Source organism: Nostoc sp. (assembly GCF_036917455.1).
Lineage (GTDB): Bacteria > Cyanobacteriota > Cyanobacteriia > Cyanobacteriales > Nostocaceae > Nostoc.
The window spans coordinates 1-16,421 of sequence record NZ_JBALDK010000028.1 but is presented as its reverse complement, the minus strand read 5'-3'; the positions used below and the strand labels follow the sequence as shown (position 1 = coordinate 16,421).

Genomic DNA, 16,421 nt, shown 5'->3' with positions numbered 1-16,421 from the left:
ACTGCTATGCCCAGTCAGGGTTTTGATGGCTTTGCCTGTGCTGACATCCCAGAGTTTGATCGTGTTGTCATAACTGCCAGAAGCCAGTGTCTTGCCATCGGGGCTGAAGACTACGCTATAGACCCCACTGCTATGCCCTTCTAAGGTATTTACCTCTATGGCACGATTTTCTTTTGGTTCCTTTGGCTTTAAGTAAACCCCTTGCTGTAAAGTTACCACAGTTTGTATTAAGGTATCGCTTCTGTGCTGTGCCGAAGGTGTGCGTTTGAGTTTTTCACTTGCCTTTAAAGCTGCTATTAAGTCATCTGGATGTTGTTCAGAGACAAGAAACGCTTCTGAAGAATTATTAATAGCGTTAATTTCATTAATATCGGCTTGTTTTTTTTGCTCATTTGCCTCTTTTTCCGATCGCCATGATACCCCTGCCAACCCAGCTAATACTAATCCTGCGGCGACCGAACCAAAAAGGGCGCGTTTGAGAAAGTTATTCAGTTTCGCGTCACTCAGTTTTCTTTGTTCTCGTTCCTTTTCCAGTTCCGCCATCACCTGCTTTAACTTCGGTTCCTGCTGCTGGCGGATAAAGGCGGCGATGTAGTCATGTACCAGTTGATAACGGTCAAAAGGGTTCTCTGGTAACAAAACCACTAAGCCAGATTGGACAAGAATTTCTAACACTAAATTTAATTTACTAATTTCAGAAGCTTGTTCCCCCCTAGCTTCCGATCCCCCCGCCTTCGGCGACCCCCTTAAAAAGGGGGTAGAAGAAATTAAGCCCCCCTTTTTAAGGGGGGTTGGGGGGATCTCCGAGAAGTACCCCTGCAAATCGCGTTCCAACTCAGCGCGAGTCTTCAGGGGACGAGTTCCTTTTTCATCCGTCAGTAAATACAGTAAGAATTCAGCCGCCTGCTGATTTTCAACACCGCAATCATTAACAACTTCTTCCAAATAACGCTTAACTAATTCGTCTTTAGTGCCACGCTGCCGATATTCTGCCAGAGTTGTAATATTCTCCGTTTGCAGTTGCGCCCCCACAACCTGCAACTCAATGGGACGAACTTCACCCAATCCATCGGCTAAATCTTGCACCAGTTGTTCAACTAAAGCATCTTCTAAGCGAAAACTAGTATTTTCAGTTAAACGCTGAATAATTGACTTGGTATCAGCAGGTGAGAAGTTCCCCAACTTGTAAAGCACATTATTGCTGAGAATGTCATTGCCAATAATCTTCAGGCTGGACAAATCATTGCACTCCAGCAAGTAATGGATGTAATCTACCCGCAGCGATAAGATAACTTTCACCGATAGAATATTCAGACACTCTCCCAGAAACTCAAAGAATTGCTTCCTTTGGGCAGGTTCGGTGTAAACAAAGAAAAATTCCTCAAATTGATCGAAAATTAGCACTGTGCGGAGGTTGCGCTGTTCGTTTTCTTTGAGTCTGGATATTAAATATTGCGGAGTTTGACCTTCTGAGGGTGAAAGTTGACCTTCTGAGGGTGAAAGTTGACCTTCTGAGGGTGAAAGTTGACCTTCTGAGGGTGAAAGTTGACCTTCTGAGGGTGGAAGTTGACCTTCTGAGGGTGAAAGTTGACCTTCTGAGGGTGGAAGTTGACCTTCTGAGGGTGGAAGTTGACCTTCTGAGGGTGGAAGTTGACCTTCTGAGGGTGAACGTTGACCTTCTGAGGGTGGAAGTTGACCTTCTGAGGGTGGAAGTTGACCTTCTGAGGGTGGAAGTTGACCTTCTAAGGTCAAAACTTGAAATTCTAACTCTCCCTCATCTCTCCCCTTTCTCAAAAGCTTCCCCAACTCTTCCACCCAGTTGGTGTAAACCCGCATTACCACCGGCATATAATCTTGAACACCGATCGCTTTATTCTTTAAAGCTGGCACTAATCCCGCATTCACCAGGGAACTCTTGCCCACACCCGATTGCCCATGAATTACTATCAGCTTATAATCAGGGCGACCCATGCGTTCAATTAAACGTTCTACATCCAATAGGCGACCAGATGCAGCAATTTCTGGGGCAATATTTCCTTGGGGAGAGTTTGAGCGCAATGTTTCTACAAATGCCTGTTTTGTTGCTTTTAACCTACCCGCACCAATAAAAGCCCGCAAGCCAAATTGTTGTTCAATGGAACGCCGTTGCTGTTTGATTGTGTATGCTTGGAGATATTCTTTCCGCTCAAAATAAAGCTGCTGCAAAAATCTCAGAATATCCAAGTAAAGCCTGACATCTTCTAGGGGATTACCCACATCCCTAGCAGTTTCTAAGCTGAGAGTTGCCTGTTGAATTTGACCTAAATGGTATTGAGAACGACCTAAAATAAACTGATATAAACTCAAATCTTTTGATTTAAAATCTCTTTCGGAAATCTCAGATCCAACCCCTGATATACTCGCTGATTCCACATTGGGAATCACAGCAAAAACTTTCAAGGCTTCCTGAACAAGCTGATTTGCTTCAACCCAGTTTTTTTTAGCCAAAGCCACCTCAGCTAAAAAACCGTAATCTTTGGCTAATTCCCTTAACTGGTTGTTAGTTTGATGTACTACTAAAGCTTTCTCTGTAAGACTCTGCAAAGTTTCCCATTTTTGCAAGTCTCGCAATATATCACCGAATTTAACTACTGTATTAGCAATTAAATCTGGACTTCGGAACTGGTTAATAAAATTTATATATTCTTGAACATAATGCCAAGTCACTTGCCAATCGGGATGATTAATATCTTGATGTTTAAAAGCTTTGAGATAATAACAAAAGCCAATCTCACCGAGAATTTTTGCCTGTCGTTCTAAATGATTACTTTGTTGCCAGAGTTCTAAAGCTTTGTGATAATGCTGTAGCGCCAAATCTTTTTGATTATTTATCTGTTTGATAAAACCTAATAAAGATTCTAAATCTGCTTGAATTTCTAAATTATAAGCATCTGGCTTATTGAGTAAATATCTTTGCGCTGCTTCTAACTCATTTTCCAGCTTTATATATCCATCTACGCTAAATTTTAAGTTATTACTAAACCAAGAATTAGCCGTTTCGGTGACAAAATCTACTAATTCTTGTGTTGATATATCAAAATTTCTCGTAGTTGCCCAACTTTCCAAATCTGGCGCAAGCTGTATTAGTTGCTTGTAGATTTCATCGTCAATCCACAACACTAAAGGAAAAGCAAAATTCTTGCGAAACTCTTCCCGCACTTGATTCGCAGAAGTTAGCATCACAGATAAATTCTGCACTGATTCCAAACCCACAACCATCACACAAGCTGGTATCTCTTCGCCGAATTCTTCCTGAATCGCAGTATAAAGAGTTTTGCGAGATTCCTGCACCGCCAAAACCCGAATTTTGACTCGACAAATTTCCTGCAATCTGGAGATTAAGCGATCGCGCAAACTAGCATAATTACACCGGGCCAAAATCAGCTTAAACTGACCCACAGAGGATTCGATCGCCCAAGCTAATTGTTGCAGAGTGCGATTGTTGTTTACATGGTCATCTTCTGGTGGTTGCGAGTTTGTCATAAGTCATAAGCCGACGTAAATCTAGAGTGTAGGAGGTAAAGGATGGAATCACTACCAGTCATTGAATTACCCCTCCCTAACCCTCCCCTTGTAAAGGGGAGGGAACTAGATTTTCCGGTTTCCCCCCTTCACAAGGGGGGATTAAGGGGGGTAATCCAACTTGTCTGCACACTACCTGATTCCTCATTGCAACTCCCTGGCTTCAGCCAAAACGGGATTAACATCAAACCAAGACTCGCCACCATCCCGATATTCAAAGACAAACCGACTGCGAATCAGTTTTTGATATCCTTGGTCATCACTCACCTTTTTCCTTTCCTTGACATGACGTAACAATTGCCACTCATCATCAGAAATTGGCAACATTATTTCATTCCGGCGAGAACGAATAACTTGCTCTAAGGTGTCACGGGTGAGGGGAAGACTCATTTCTTCCATAATCCAGGTATTCAGCAGCCTCAGCACGTCCCGCACATGACCACCGCTCATTTTACATAACCGTTCTAGGCTAGCCGCACTATCAAAAATCTCGGTAATTTTATCTAAACGCTCCTCTGGTGTAATGTCAGGAAAAGCCCTTGCTAGTACCATCTGCTGCATGAGTGCCATTCCCTGTAAATGAACACTGCCATCAGTCTTTTGTACAGGAACCATTGGTAACACCTTGGGATCTTCTGGGAAACGCTGAGTCAGCATTCCGTAATCGTTGGAAAACTTCAAGGACAAGGGCATGGTATAGATGAGATGACAATTAAGCTTAGTCAAAAACTCACCTTGATCGACAAATAGATATTCTTGCTGCGGACGACCCCAAGGTTTGACACGATTATCTATACGGTCAAGATTATCGACAATTACCACTAGACCATTTTTACCCTGCTGTTTGAGTTTAGCGATCGCAGGTTCCAATAATTCTTGATTAATCGCTTCTAGCAGCTTAGTTTTTTGCGGTGCTAAATACTGGTTGAGTTTTTCTCGCAGCGTGGGGTCATTTTTCATCTTCGCGGTGATTTCACCAATACCCACAGACAGAGAAAGCTTTTCTTTTTCGGAGGTGACACCAAAATCGCCAACATTTGGAACCTTAACTTTTACCCCCGTCACCTCGGAGTTTAAGACCTTCCAAGCACCTTGGAGCAACTCATTAAATTTGTTGGGTGTCTCCAGTGTAATTTTATCGAGATTTTGACTCACCCGCCGAGCGATCGCTAGCAACACATCCGCAATATCAACATCGGTCATTTCCAGGTCATCACTGGACTCAAAATAGACCACCTGGAAGCCTAATTTTTCCAGTTCTGCCTGTAACCTTAATAGTTCCGTCGATTTTCCACAACCAATATGCCCAGTAAATAAAGTGCAAGTGGGTTCATTGGGCTTAAAAAAAGTAATTTTCTGCTTCAGCTTGCCAAGAATATCACCACCTCGAACTGAAGAAAAATCTATATAATACTTGCCATCAGAGCTATTGTTAACAAACAAAGTTCTGCTGGGGTCAGTAGCCTGATAAAATTCCCGTAAATCTATAGACATAATGCTGGTAGTGCAATTATCTCGTATTGTCCTAGATATTCTTGTTCAAAATACAAACTTTTAATTTATTTAGGACTTACGCAAAATAGGGAGCAACGCGAAAAAGTGAGATCCTCGTGAAAAGAGCAGGGGAGGCAGGGGATGCAGGGGGAGCAGGGGGAGCAGGGGGAGTGAAGAGAAAACTTTAGTATTTTTTACGACCTTTATAGCTATAAATACACTTATTTCTTTCTCTTCCCCTGCCTCCCCTGCATCCCCTGCTCCCCCTGCTCACAAAATCGCATTGCTCCCCGCAAAATATCTCTCAAACTCTGATTTCTCCGTGCCCTCTGCGCCTCTGCGGTTCGTTATTCCATAACTCGTGCGTAAGTCCTATTATTAACGCTTAATAACAAATGACAAAATGATTTTACTAAATCCCGGCCCAGTTAATTTAAGCGATCGCGTCAGAAATGCCCTATTACGTCCCGATTTGTGTCACCGTGAGGTAGAATTTTCCCAACTTCAAACCAGAATCCGCGAACAATTACTTCAAGTGTACGGTCTTGGGAGCGGCTGGGCAGCAGTTCTCCTCACTGGTTCTGGTACTGCCGCAATGGAAGCAATGATCAGCAGTTTAGTACCCAGAAACGGCAAATTACTAGTAATTGAAAACGGTGTATATGGCGAACGACTATCCAAAATCGCCAAAATCCACGAAATCAATTACATCACACTTTCCCATCCTTGGAATGCCGAAATAGATATCAACGCTTTAGTCAAGCTTTTAGATGAAAACACCGACATCACCCACCTGGCTGTCGTTCATCACGAAACTACTACCGGTCGCCTCAATAATTTTTTAGAACTTGCACCCATTTGTCAAGAACGCCAGATCAAAATATTAGTAGATGCCGTCAGCAGCTTTGGTGCAGAGGAACTAAATTTTGCAGATTGGGGAATTACTGCTTGCGCTGCAACAGCCAATAAATGTTTGCATGGGGTTCCCGGAGTGTCCTTTGTCATCCTGCAACGGGATGCACTACCAGTAGACACAATCCCCCGCACTTTATATTTAGATTTAGGAACTTATTGCCAGCAGCAAGACCAAGGCGGTACACCTTTTACGCAATCAGTACAGACATTTTATGCCTTAACAGAAGCTTTGCAAGAAATGACCGAAGCAGGGGGTTGGCGTTCCAGACACAGCTATTACAATCAACTTGCCAGCTTAGTCAGAGACGGATTAGCCTCAATAGGAATTAAACCCCTACTTCCTCTTGGCAGTTCATCCGTTGTCTTGAATGCCTACTACTTACCCGATGGTTTTAGCTATGAGGAATTTCACGACCAACTCAAAGCCCAAAACTATATTATTTATTCTGGACAGGGAAATTTAGCCCAATCTATTTTCCGAGTATCAACAATGGGAGCTATTACCCAAGCTGACATGGAACGTTTTATTGTTGTTGTTAAAGAAATTATTCGTAATTCGTAATATTCACAGAAGGGATAACGTTGAAGAAGAATTCAGAATTCAGAATTCAGAATATTTTGCTTACGCATAGCTTGACGCAGACTCGCTTTTCGCGTCGCTATTCGCTACTCGGACTTCAATTCATTCTGTTAGCGCTAGCGGGGCGTTTAGCCCATTCTGACTCCTGACTCCTGAATTCTTCTTTCTATTAGTTTTGATCCAAGCGTAGTACTGCCATAAAAGCTTCCTGGGGTACATCCACAGTACCTACAGATTTCATCCGCTTTTTACCTTTTGCTTGCTTGTGCAAAAGTTTCTTCTTCCGACTGATGTCACCACCGTAACACTTGGCAAGTACATCTTTCCGCAAAGCAGGGATATGTTCGCTGGCGATAACTTTACTGCCAATAGATGCCTGAATTGGCACTTTGAATTGATGGCGAGGAATTAGTTCCTTGAGTTTTTCTGCCATTGCCCGCCCGACGTTGTAAGCTTTATCCCGATGCACAATCATCGCCAAGGAATCCACAGGATCGCCGTTAATCATGATATCCAGCTTCACCAGAGGATTCTCACGGTAGCCAATGATGTGATATTCCATACTGGCGTAACCGCGCGATCGCGATTTCATTTGATCGAAAAAGTCAGTCACAACTTCCGCTAAGGGAAGTTCGTAAGTAAGTGTGGTTCGTCCTTGGGTGAGATATTTCATATCCTTGAAGATGCCACGGCGATTTTGTGACAACTCCATCAAGCTGCCAACATAAGTTTCCGGCGTAATCATCTCTACTTGGACGTAGGGTTCTTCAATCCTTTCGCGATCGTTGGGCGAAGGCAAACGGCTAGGATTATCGATGTAGAGTTCCTCACCTTTGAGGGTAATCACCTTATAAACCACCGAGGGGGCCGTAATGATCAAATCGAGGTTATACTCTCGCTCTAGGCGTTCCTGGACAATTTCCATGTGCAGCAAACCCAAAAACCCGCAACGGAAGCCAAATCCCATCGCGCTCGAAGTTTCTGGTTCGTAGTGCAGCGCTGCATCGTTGAGTTCCAGCTTTTCTAAGGCTTCCCGCAAATCTTCAAATTGGTCAGCATCAATGGGGAACATCCCGCAAAAAACCATCGGGTTCGCTTCTGCGTAACCTGGCAAGGGTGACTCAGCTTTCGCCTTACTGAGAGTAATTGTGTCTCCTACTCGTGCATCAGCTACAGCTTTAATTGCCGCTCCCAAATAGCCTACTTCCCCAGCGTGCAGTTCTTCAACTTGCTTTTGAGTGGGAGAAAGAACGCCCAGTTCATCAATTTCAAATTCTTTACCGGATGCCATCAAGTGAATGCGATCGCCTTTTTTGACGGTGCCATCCATCACCCGAAAATACACAATCACTCCCCGGTAACTGTCGTAATAGCTATCAAATATTAACGCTCGTAAGCGTTCATTTATGGTATTGGGCGGTGGCGGTATCCGCTCGACAACTGCTTCTAAAATCTCATTAATACCAATTCCTTCTTTAGCAGAAGCCAGAATCGCACCACTGCAATCTAGACCGATAATTTCTTCAATTTCGCCAATTACCCGTTCTGGTTCTGCCCCCGGCAAATCAATTTTATTCAAAACCGGGATAATTTCCAGGTTACTCTCTAAGGCTAAATAGACATTTGCCAAAGTTTGCGCCTCTACACCTTGGGACGCATCGACTACCAATAGCGCTCCTTCACAAGCAACAAGAGAACGGGAGACTTCATAAGAGAAATCCACGTGTCCCGGAGTGTCAATCAGGTTCAGCACATATTGCTGACCATCTTTCGCTGTGTAATTCATTCGGGCAGCTTGCAGCTTAATCGTAATGCCGCGCTCCCGTTCCAAATCCATATTGTCGAGAAACTGTTCCTTCATCTGTCGGTCTTCAACAGTGCCAGTAGCTTGTAGCAAGCGATCGGCGAGGGTTGATTTCCCGTGGTCGATGTGAGCAATAATACAAAAATTGCGAATGCGAACTGCGGGAACGTCAGTCATATACTATCTTTGCCTTAGCAGCAACCAAAGTTAAAAGAGCAATTTACTTAATGTATTTTAATGCTTTCTTAGCCAAGACGGGTATTGGGGATTAGGGATTGGGGACTGGGGACTGGGAACTGGGGCAGAATTCTTCCCAATGCCCAATGCCCCTCTTCACCCTATCTTTAACTTTCGATCTAAATAGGTGGACTTTTAAGAATATTATGAAAGTCTATTTGTCGCTGCTAGTATTCAACAGCTAGGAGCGTACAATAAATGTAAATAAGTACATGTAGGGATCGTGTAGCGATCGTGGGCAATTGCGACTTGTAATTCCCCATAATCACTGATTTATCGGCAAAACTTCTAAAGTCATTGTCTAGCCAGTTATATGAAAAATGCAATTTAAAAATTAAAGCTGTTAGTTTGGTGCTATTTTGGGGAACTATTTAACTGTCCCCTTGAAGATTTTTCAGTGAATTAGCCCAAATGATGAATATAACTACTTTACAAAGCTTTAGACAAAACCAATTCAGAGTATATCAAACCTATGAATATGCAAGAGAGAACTACCGAAGCGGAAAACACACGAGCCGATAAGGTAGAAATTGCTGTCCGCCTGGATTCCGAGTTACTAGAGCAAATTCAGCATCTCACCAACGATCCAAGTAAAGTGATTGAGGTAGCAATTCGCCAGTGGTTGCGCGGTGAAATCCTCAGAGATGACGAACTGACGCGCACCCCTGTGCGTACCCACGTTCCTCCTCGAGGTGAATGGAACGATTGATGCCATTATTCATCTGTCAATGCAAGTTAAAAAGGTGAAGTTTGCCAACCCGGATTTCAAAACATTAAGAAATACATAATCAAAAATAAAAAAGCTGTAAAAATTTATGCAAAAATTTGAGCAGCTTTAGTAAAATCACGGTCGGATACCCTTTGTCTATCCAACTCAATTAATGACTATTACTGCCAATTCCCAATTGCCAAATGTATTTTCCCAAAATCTGGAATCTATTACCAGTAAGACTGATGGCTCATTACCAGCCCTAGGAGCCGAGTTGGTATATACGCAAGACGGGGCAGGGCGCTATCTGACCTTTTGTTGGCAGCACAGCGAACTCCTGGGGTTAAATACCGAAAAAATAGTTGACGAGCTGAATCAGACCCAAACCTTTGTCCCAGTGGATAAGGTTAATTATTTGGAACGATTGCACCGAATTTTGACAAATTTGGTGCCAGAAAGGTTTCAATGTTGGTTTAGCTACCACCAGGAATTATTTGAGTTGGACTTAGTGATTAGTCCGATTATGCCGAGTTTAGGAACAACTGCCACTACAGTTTTAGTGATGGGACGGTTAGTGCAAGCAACGCTGAACAAAAAACAAGCGCGTGTAGCATCCAAAACGCCCACACAAATAGAGTTGGCTTTACGATCGCAGCAACACCAAAAACTGGTAAATCGCATTACCAGAAATATCCGCAGGACATTGGATTTAGATATAATTTGGCAGCAAACAGTTGACAGTTTGGGGAAAGCCCTGCGGCTAGAGCGCTGTATTATTTGTCCTTATCAACCCTCTAGCTCAAAAGTAAAAGTGAAGGCTGAGTATCGCCAGCCAGAACTCAAATCAATGGTTGGCTCAGAAATAGATATAGCTTCTGAGCCTGCTTTTACTCAGGCTTTGACAACCCTAGAACCAGTTGTGATGGAAGTCGCTGGATACAAGGAGTCTGGGCGGCAGAAAACTTTAGTGGTTGCAACTTGCTATCAAGACCAAGCGAATGGATTGGTTGCCTTGAATTGGCAAGATGAATGTTACACATTAACAGAATCGGAATTAGAACTAGCAAAAGAAGCAGCAGATCAATTGGGAACTGCGATCGCACATGCTACTTTATATGAAGAATTAGAAGTAGCGCGTCAAAGAGCCGAAGAAGCTTCCCGCCTCAAAAGCGAGTTTCTGGCTAATGTATCCCATGAAATTCGTACCCCCCTCAACGGCATGATTGGCTTTTTGAAGCTGATTTTGGAAGGGATGGCAGATGACCCAGAAGAACAAAACCAATTTTTAGAAGAAGCTCATAGTTTATCGATACATCTCTTAAATATCATCAACGACATTTTGGACATTGCCAAAATCGAAGCTGGCAAAATGGAGCTAACTTACGCTCCAGTTAAGCTAGATGAGCTATTCAGCGATGTAGAAAGTTTCATGCGTCCCCAAGCAGAAATGAGAAACCTCAGCTTTATGATGCAAATGCCTCCTACCTCCGATGAAATTATTGTCCAAAGCAACTATCAACGATTGCTACAAGTGATGCTCAACTTGCTAGGTAATGCCATCAAATTTACCCATGAAGGCGGCGTAACTGTCAGCGCCGATTTAGTACTCAAAAAATCAAAACCGAACTTTCAAGGTCAAGAATTTCCTGGCATGGTGAGAGTCCGTGTGGCAGACACCGGTATTGGTGTTTCTTTAGACAAACAAGATAAACTGTTTCAATTATTCTCTCAGGTGGATGGCTCCCGCACTCGCCAGTATGGTGGTACTGGTTTAGGACTGGCAATATCTCAGAAGCTAGTGGAGGCAATGGGCGGCGAGGTACATTTTTATAGTTTGGGCGAAGGACTTGGCTCAACAGTCACATTTACAGTGCCACTATATCAACAGCCAGTCATGGTTTCATCTAATGATAGCGACTCAATAAATAGTGTTGAATGAGTCATTAGTCATTGGTCATTGGTCATTGGTCATTAGTAATACTAAGTTTGGGATTTTAAATTTTAAAGTTTTTTAGTAATTATTTAGTTAAGAAATCACAAAATTGGGGATGGGGGATTGGAAAGCATTATCCCGCATTTCTCACAAGCTTGAGGGGCAGGGGGGCAGAGGGGCAGAGGGGCAGAGGGGAAAGAACTGGGAGCAATGCGATTTTGTTAGCAGGGGGAGCAGGGGATGCAGGGGAGGCAGGGGAAGAGAAAGAAATAAGTGTATTTATAGCTATAAAGGTCGTAAAAAATACTAAAGTTTTCTCTTCACTCCCCCTGCTCCCCCTGCTCCCCCTGCTCCCCCTGCTCTTTTCACGAGGATCTCACTTTTTCGCGTTGCTCCCGAAAGAACTTGGTATTTGAACTCTCCCCTGCACCCCTGCTCCCCTGCTCCCCTGCTCCCCTGCACAAGGTTTTTAGAGATGTGGTGAGAAATCCGGGATTATGCCCCTAGTCCACACAATTGTATAATTATGGGCTGGGTTGTGAAGAACAAAACACAACAAACACCTAAATGTTGGCTTTTGTTTTGCTCTACTCAAATTTGCGAAAAATAGATTTTTGACCCCTTTTCCTTAAATCCTGTCTTCCGTCAGACTGCAAAGCATAACCTAAAAGCTAAAGTAAAGTAGGAGGCTCAGACGAAAGCTCTTTTCCAGACAACATGAAAAATAAAATTTTGGATAATGGTTAACCAGTAACGGCGTATAGGGTACAGTAATCACCATTATTCAATGCCCCATTCCCCATTCTCAAACCTCCATTCCCAATGCCCATCATTAACTTAGCAGGTCTAAAACTATGGAACTCACAATTGACAACGTTGAAACAGTCTTAGATGAAATGCGCCCTTATCTCATGTCTGATGGCGGCAATGTGGAACTCGTAGAACTCGATGGGCCTGTTGTAAAACTGCGCCTGCAAGGTGCATGTGGTTCTTGTCCCAGTTCGGCAATGACCCTAAGAATGGGTATTGAACGTCGCTTAAAAGAAATGATTCCTGAAATTGCGGAAATTGAACAAGTAGTGTAGGGACTGGGGACTGGATATTGGGGACTGGGGAAGAATGGATTTTTTCATTCATAATTTATCATTAATACCTAATCCCCATTTCCTAACCCCTAGTCACTCGCTATGCCTCATCCTCTTTACATCGCTTTTATCTGGCATCAACATCAGCCTTTGTACAAATCTCCTGGTAGTGGCGTTTCCCTATCTGCGAGCCAGCAGTACCGTCTACCTTGGGTACGTTTACATGGGACTAAAGATTATTTAGATTTGGTATTGCTCTTAGAACGGTATCCTAAGTTACACCAAACGGTGAATTTAGTTCCATCGCTGATATTGCAACTCGAAGATTATATTGCTGGGACTGCTTTTGACCCTTACCTCACAGCCTGCTTGACACCGGATGAACAACTCACCCAGCAACAGCGCGAATTCATTATCCAACACTTTTTCGATGCCAATCACCATACGCTGATTGATCCTCATCCCCGTTATGCCGAGTTGTATGAGCAAAGGCAAGATAAGGGGCAAGCTTGGTGTTTAGCAAATTGGGAATTGCCAGATTATGGTGATTTGCTAACTTGGCACAATTTGGCTTGGATCGATCCGCTGTTTTGGGATGACCCGGAAATTGCGACTTGGTTAAAACAGGGTCGGAATTTTACTTTAAGCGATCGCCAGCGCATTTATTCCAAACAACGAGAAATTCTCAGCCGCATTATCCCTCAACATCGCAAAATGCAGGAGGCGGGGCAACTGGAAGTTACCACTACGCCTTACACTCACCCGATTTTGCCCTTATTAGCTGATACTAATTCTGGTCGGGTAGCTGTGCCCAATATGACACTACCTAAACAACGCTTTCAGTGGGAAGAAGATATTCCCCGTCACTTGCGGAAAGCTTGGAACTTTTATCAAGAACGCTTTGGACAAATCCCTCGTGGTTTGTGGCCTTCGGAACAATCAGTCAGTCCGGCAATACTTCCACATATTATTAACCAAGGGTTTAAGTGGATATGCTCAGATGAAGCCGTCTTAGGGTGGACGCTGAAACACTTATTTCATCGGGATGGGGCGGGGAATGTGCAGCAACCAGAATTGTTGTACCGACCCTATCGCCTGCAAACCGCAGAGGGCGATTTGTCAATTGTGTTTCGTGACCACAGATTATCAGATTTAATTGGCTTTACTTATAGTGCGATGCCAGCAAAACAGGCAGCAGCAGACTTAGTGGGACATTTGCAAGCGATCGCAAAAAAGCAAAGAGACAGTCAAAGTGACCAACCTTGGCTAGTTACCATCGCCTTAGATGGAGAGAATTGCTGGGAATTTTATCCCGAAGACGGCAAACCCTTCTTAGAAGCTTTGTATCAAAGTTTGAGCGATGAACCCCGGCTCAAACTTGTCACAGTCTCCGAATTCCTGGAAGAATTCCCCGCCACAGCCACTATTCCCGGAGGGCAACTACATAGTGGTTCTTGGGTAGATGGCAGCTTCACCACCTGGATCGGCGATCGCGCCAAAAATCGGGCTTGGGATTACTTAACGGAAGCAAGGCTTATGCTCGCAAGTCATCCCGAAGCGACGGAAGAAAACAATCCAGAAGCGTGGGAAGCATTGTATGCCGCAGAGGGGTCAGACTGGTTTTGGTGGTTTGGTGCAGGGCACTCTTCAAATCAAGATGCCATTTTTGACCAGTTGTTTCGAGAACACCTGTTTGGCATTTATAAAGCATTAAATGAACCTGTACCGCCCTATCTCAAGCAACCAGTGGAAATCCACGAAGCACAGACAAACCAGACCCCACAAGGATTTATTCATCCTGTCATTGATGGTAACGGTGACGAGCAAGATTGGGACAAAGCTGGACGCATAGAAATCGGCGGGGCGCGGGGAACGATGCACAATAGCAGTGTCATCCAGCGACTTTGGTATGGGGTAGATCACCTCAATTTCTATGTACGGCTGGACTTTAAAAGTGGCGCTACGCCAGGGCAGGATTTGCCAACAGAGTTGAATCTGCTGTGGTTTTATCCAGAAAAGACAATGCTTAATAGCCCAGTTCCTTTGGCAGATTTACCAGATGCAGCCCCACTTAATTACCTTTTTCACCATCTTCTAGAAGTTAACTTGCTGACGCAATCAATTCAGTTTCGGGAAGCTGGAGACAATTATCAATGGCAGCCCCGTTTCAGCCGCGCTCAAGTAGCATTAAATAGTTGTTTAGAATTGGCAGTACCGTGGGCAGATTTACAAGTTCCGCCAGATTATCCTCTGCGCTTGATTTTGGTGCTTGCAGATGAAGGGCGTTTTTGTAATTACCTGCCGGAAAATACTTTGATTCCTATTGAAGTGCCTTAGAACTCAATACTGTTTTTAACTTCTTACCCTGTGCTATCTGCGTGTCTATTAGTCAAATAAGTTACTTTTAAACCGCAGAGGCGCAGAGAACGCAGTGACAAAAGAGATTTTTGGAGTTATAGCACAAGCCTTGGTGGTTAGGACATCAACAGATGATGAAACTTAGACACAAGAAGACTTTTCACCCAGTCCCCAGTCCCTTGCCATACTTTAAAAGCGCTAGTTCTACAGAGATTTATTTTTGCTTTTTAAATTTTTAACAGAAAAGTAGTGATGATTTAGCAAAGTTACAGTAAGATTACTGTTATAAAGAAATATTCGTCGTAAGATTAGAGACATTTCAGAGCAGATACTCTATACTAATGAATCGCTTTTCTCAGAAAATAACGAATTCTCAAGAGAGCATTTCACAGCAAAGTCAACTTGGTCAGATGTGTGGTTCCAAGAAGCTGTTTCGCGATCGCTATGAAATATTGCAAATTCTAGGTAGAGGTGGTTTTGGCATTACATTTTTAGCCAAAAATGCCGTCTTACCTGGGAATCCTCTGTGTGTCATTAAACAGCTTTGTCCGAAAGTGAGTAGTCCCCAAAGCTGGGAAAAGGCATGTGCGCGTTTTGAAAAAGAAGCAAGAACTTTAGGTCAACTCGGTAATCATTCGCAAATTCCCATGCTATTAGACTACTTTGAGTCCAATGGGGAGTTTTTTTTAATTCAAGAATACGTACCGGGTTTGACTTTGGCCCAAGAAATACGGCGAACTGGGCCTAAAAGTGAAGCCTCAGTTAAACAGTTTTTACGAGAATTATTACCAGTATTACAGTATCTTCATAAACATCATGTGATTCATCGGGATATTAAGCCCCAAAATTTATTGCGGTGTGAGTACGACAAGCGGGTAGTGCTGATTGATTTTGGTGCGGTGAAAGAACAATTAGTTGATGCTGAAAACTCTACCAATCAAGCCATCAATACTAATTTTATTGGTACTAGAGGATTTGCGCCACCAGAACAATTTTCTCTGCGTCCAGTTTATGCCAGTGATATTTATGCACTAGGTGTAACTTGTATTTATATGTTGACCGCTAAAAGTCCTTTAGAATTTGATTATCACCCAAATACTGGTGAGATGTGGTGGCAAAAAGAAGTAAGTATTACCGATAGTTTCGCCCAAATTTTAGGAAAAATGGTGAAGATGACCTTAGCCGATCGGTTTAAGGCTGCTGATGAAGTGATAAAAGCTTTAAGTTATGAAAGCTATTTGCCTACTTTAGCTAACTGTCTAACTACGCAAAAATTAAGTAATAAAAGTATTACCCAATACGAAAACTTTAACGAAACTCCTGATGTGTACCTGCCACCTGTTGCCAGAACTGCTAGTGCTATTCGGAAATGGCGAGCAAGGCTTAAGTAAACGAGGATGTTTGAAAGTTATTTGTGATGTCTCAAAGAGTTATAGAGCCTCCTAAATCTCTTGATAAATTGGGTGACTTTAAGTAATTTTTGCCCCCTTTCTAGCTATGGTGTACTTTTCAAACAACCTTTTTAGGACTTACGTAAAATATACCAAAACTCTGATTTCTCCGTGTCCTCTGCGCCTCTGCGGTTCGTTATTCTGTAACTCTTGCGTAAGTCATACTTTTGTTACTTTAAGTATTGGCAATTTAAAATATCAAAAACAAATCTAGTAAGTATTGTGACTATATTTAATAGTCAGTAATGGTTAATTAATCAGGGTTTCACTTAATTACTTAGTCAATTGTTACTT

Annotated in this window: 9 protein-coding genes; 6 read left to right on the top strand and 3 right to left on the bottom strand. The window is 43.0% G+C overall.

Features of this window, described 5'->3' with window-relative positions; translation table 11 throughout:
• Together V7K42_RS03220 and V7K42_RS03215 are read right to left on the bottom strand one after the other, a co-directional pair.
• A partial coding sequence (locus tag V7K42_RS03220; protein ID WP_442938514.1) for an nSTAND1 domain-containing NTPase occupies positions 1-3,522 on the bottom strand: 3,522 nt, incomplete at its 3' end.
• A gap of 183 nt (positions 3,523-3,705) precedes the next feature.
• A complete protein-coding gene (locus tag V7K42_RS03215) occupies positions 3,706-5,055 on the bottom strand; it encodes an ATP-binding protein (protein WP_334913482.1) in 1,350 nt (449 codons plus the stop codon).
• Between the two features lie 403 nt (positions 5,056-5,458).
• Here V7K42_RS03215 and V7K42_RS03210 point away from each other — a divergent pair, with 403 nt between their 5' ends.
• Entirely contained in the window at positions 5,459-6,532 is a 1,074-nt protein-coding gene (locus tag V7K42_RS03210) for a 2-aminoethylphosphonate aminotransferase (protein ID WP_334913480.1), read from the top strand.
• A 187-nt stretch (positions 6,533-6,719) separates the two neighbouring features.
• Here the strand turns inward: V7K42_RS03210 and lepA are convergent, their stop codons facing one another.
• Positions 6,720-8,531 (bottom strand): translation elongation factor 4, encoded by a 1,812-nt coding sequence (gene lepA / locus V7K42_RS03205; RefSeq protein WP_334913478.1) that lies wholly within the window; start codon positions 8,529-8,531, stop codon positions 6,720-6,722.
• 532 nt (positions 8,532-9,063) lie between these two features.
• Here lepA and V7K42_RS03200 point away from each other — a divergent pair.
• From V7K42_RS03200 to V7K42_RS03180, 5 genes are all read left to right on the top strand, one after another.
• A complete protein-coding gene (locus tag V7K42_RS03200; protein WP_334913476.1) occupies positions 9,064-9,300 on the top strand; it encodes a hypothetical protein in 237 nt (78 codons plus the stop codon).
• A gap of 172 nt (positions 9,301-9,472) precedes the next feature.
• Complete coding sequence (locus V7K42_RS03195) at positions 9,473-11,239, top strand: ATP-binding protein (protein ID WP_334913474.1); 1,767 nt, start codon at positions 9,473-9,475, stop codon at positions 11,237-11,239.
• Positions 11,240-12,087: 848 nt separating this feature from the next.
• The gene (locus V7K42_RS03190; protein WP_012408256.1) at positions 12,088-12,318 is read left to right on the top strand and encodes a NifU family protein; all 231 of its coding nucleotides are present in this window, start codon (positions 12,088-12,090) and stop codon (positions 12,316-12,318) included.
• A 102-nt stretch (positions 12,319-12,420) separates the two neighbouring features.
• Positions 12,421-14,655 (top strand): glycoside hydrolase, encoded by a 2,235-nt coding sequence (locus V7K42_RS03185; RefSeq protein WP_334913472.1) that lies wholly within the window; start codon positions 12,421-12,423, stop codon positions 14,653-14,655.
• Between the two features lie 362 nt (positions 14,656-15,017).
• Complete coding sequence (locus tag V7K42_RS03180) at positions 15,018-16,067, top strand: serine/threonine-protein kinase (protein ID WP_334913470.1); 1,050 nt, start codon at positions 15,018-15,020, stop codon at positions 16,065-16,067.
• The last annotated feature ends 354 nt before the right edge of the window (positions 16,068-16,421 follow it).

What these genes read in the sequence shown, in the direction of transcription:
- V7K42_RS03215 (WP_334913482.1), bottom strand. Translation starts at nt 5,055, where the DNA reads ATGTCTATAGATTTACGGGAATTTTATCAGGCTACTGACCCCAGCAGA.
- V7K42_RS03210 (WP_334913480.1), top strand. Translation starts at nt 5,459, where the DNA reads ATGATTTTACTAAATCCCGGCCCAGTTAATTTAAGCGATCGCGTCAGA.
- lepA (WP_334913478.1), bottom strand. Translation starts at nt 8,531, where the DNA reads ATGACTGACGTTCCCGCAGTTCGCATTCGCAATTTTTGTATTATTGCT.
- V7K42_RS03200 (WP_334913476.1), top strand. Translation starts at nt 9,064, where the DNA reads ATGAATATGCAAGAGAGAACTACCGAAGCGGAAAACACACGAGCCGAT.
- V7K42_RS03195 (WP_334913474.1), top strand. Translation starts at nt 9,473, where the DNA reads ATGACTATTACTGCCAATTCCCAATTGCCAAATGTATTTTCCCAAAAT.
- V7K42_RS03190 (WP_012408256.1), top strand. Translation starts at nt 12,088, where the DNA reads ATGGAACTCACAATTGACAACGTTGAAACAGTCTTAGATGAAATGCGC.
- V7K42_RS03185 (WP_334913472.1), top strand. Translation starts at nt 12,421, where the DNA reads ATGCCTCATCCTCTTTACATCGCTTTTATCTGGCATCAACATCAGCCT.
- V7K42_RS03180 (WP_334913470.1), top strand. Translation starts at nt 15,018, where the DNA reads ATGAATCGCTTTTCTCAGAAAATAACGAATTCTCAAGAGAGCATTTCA.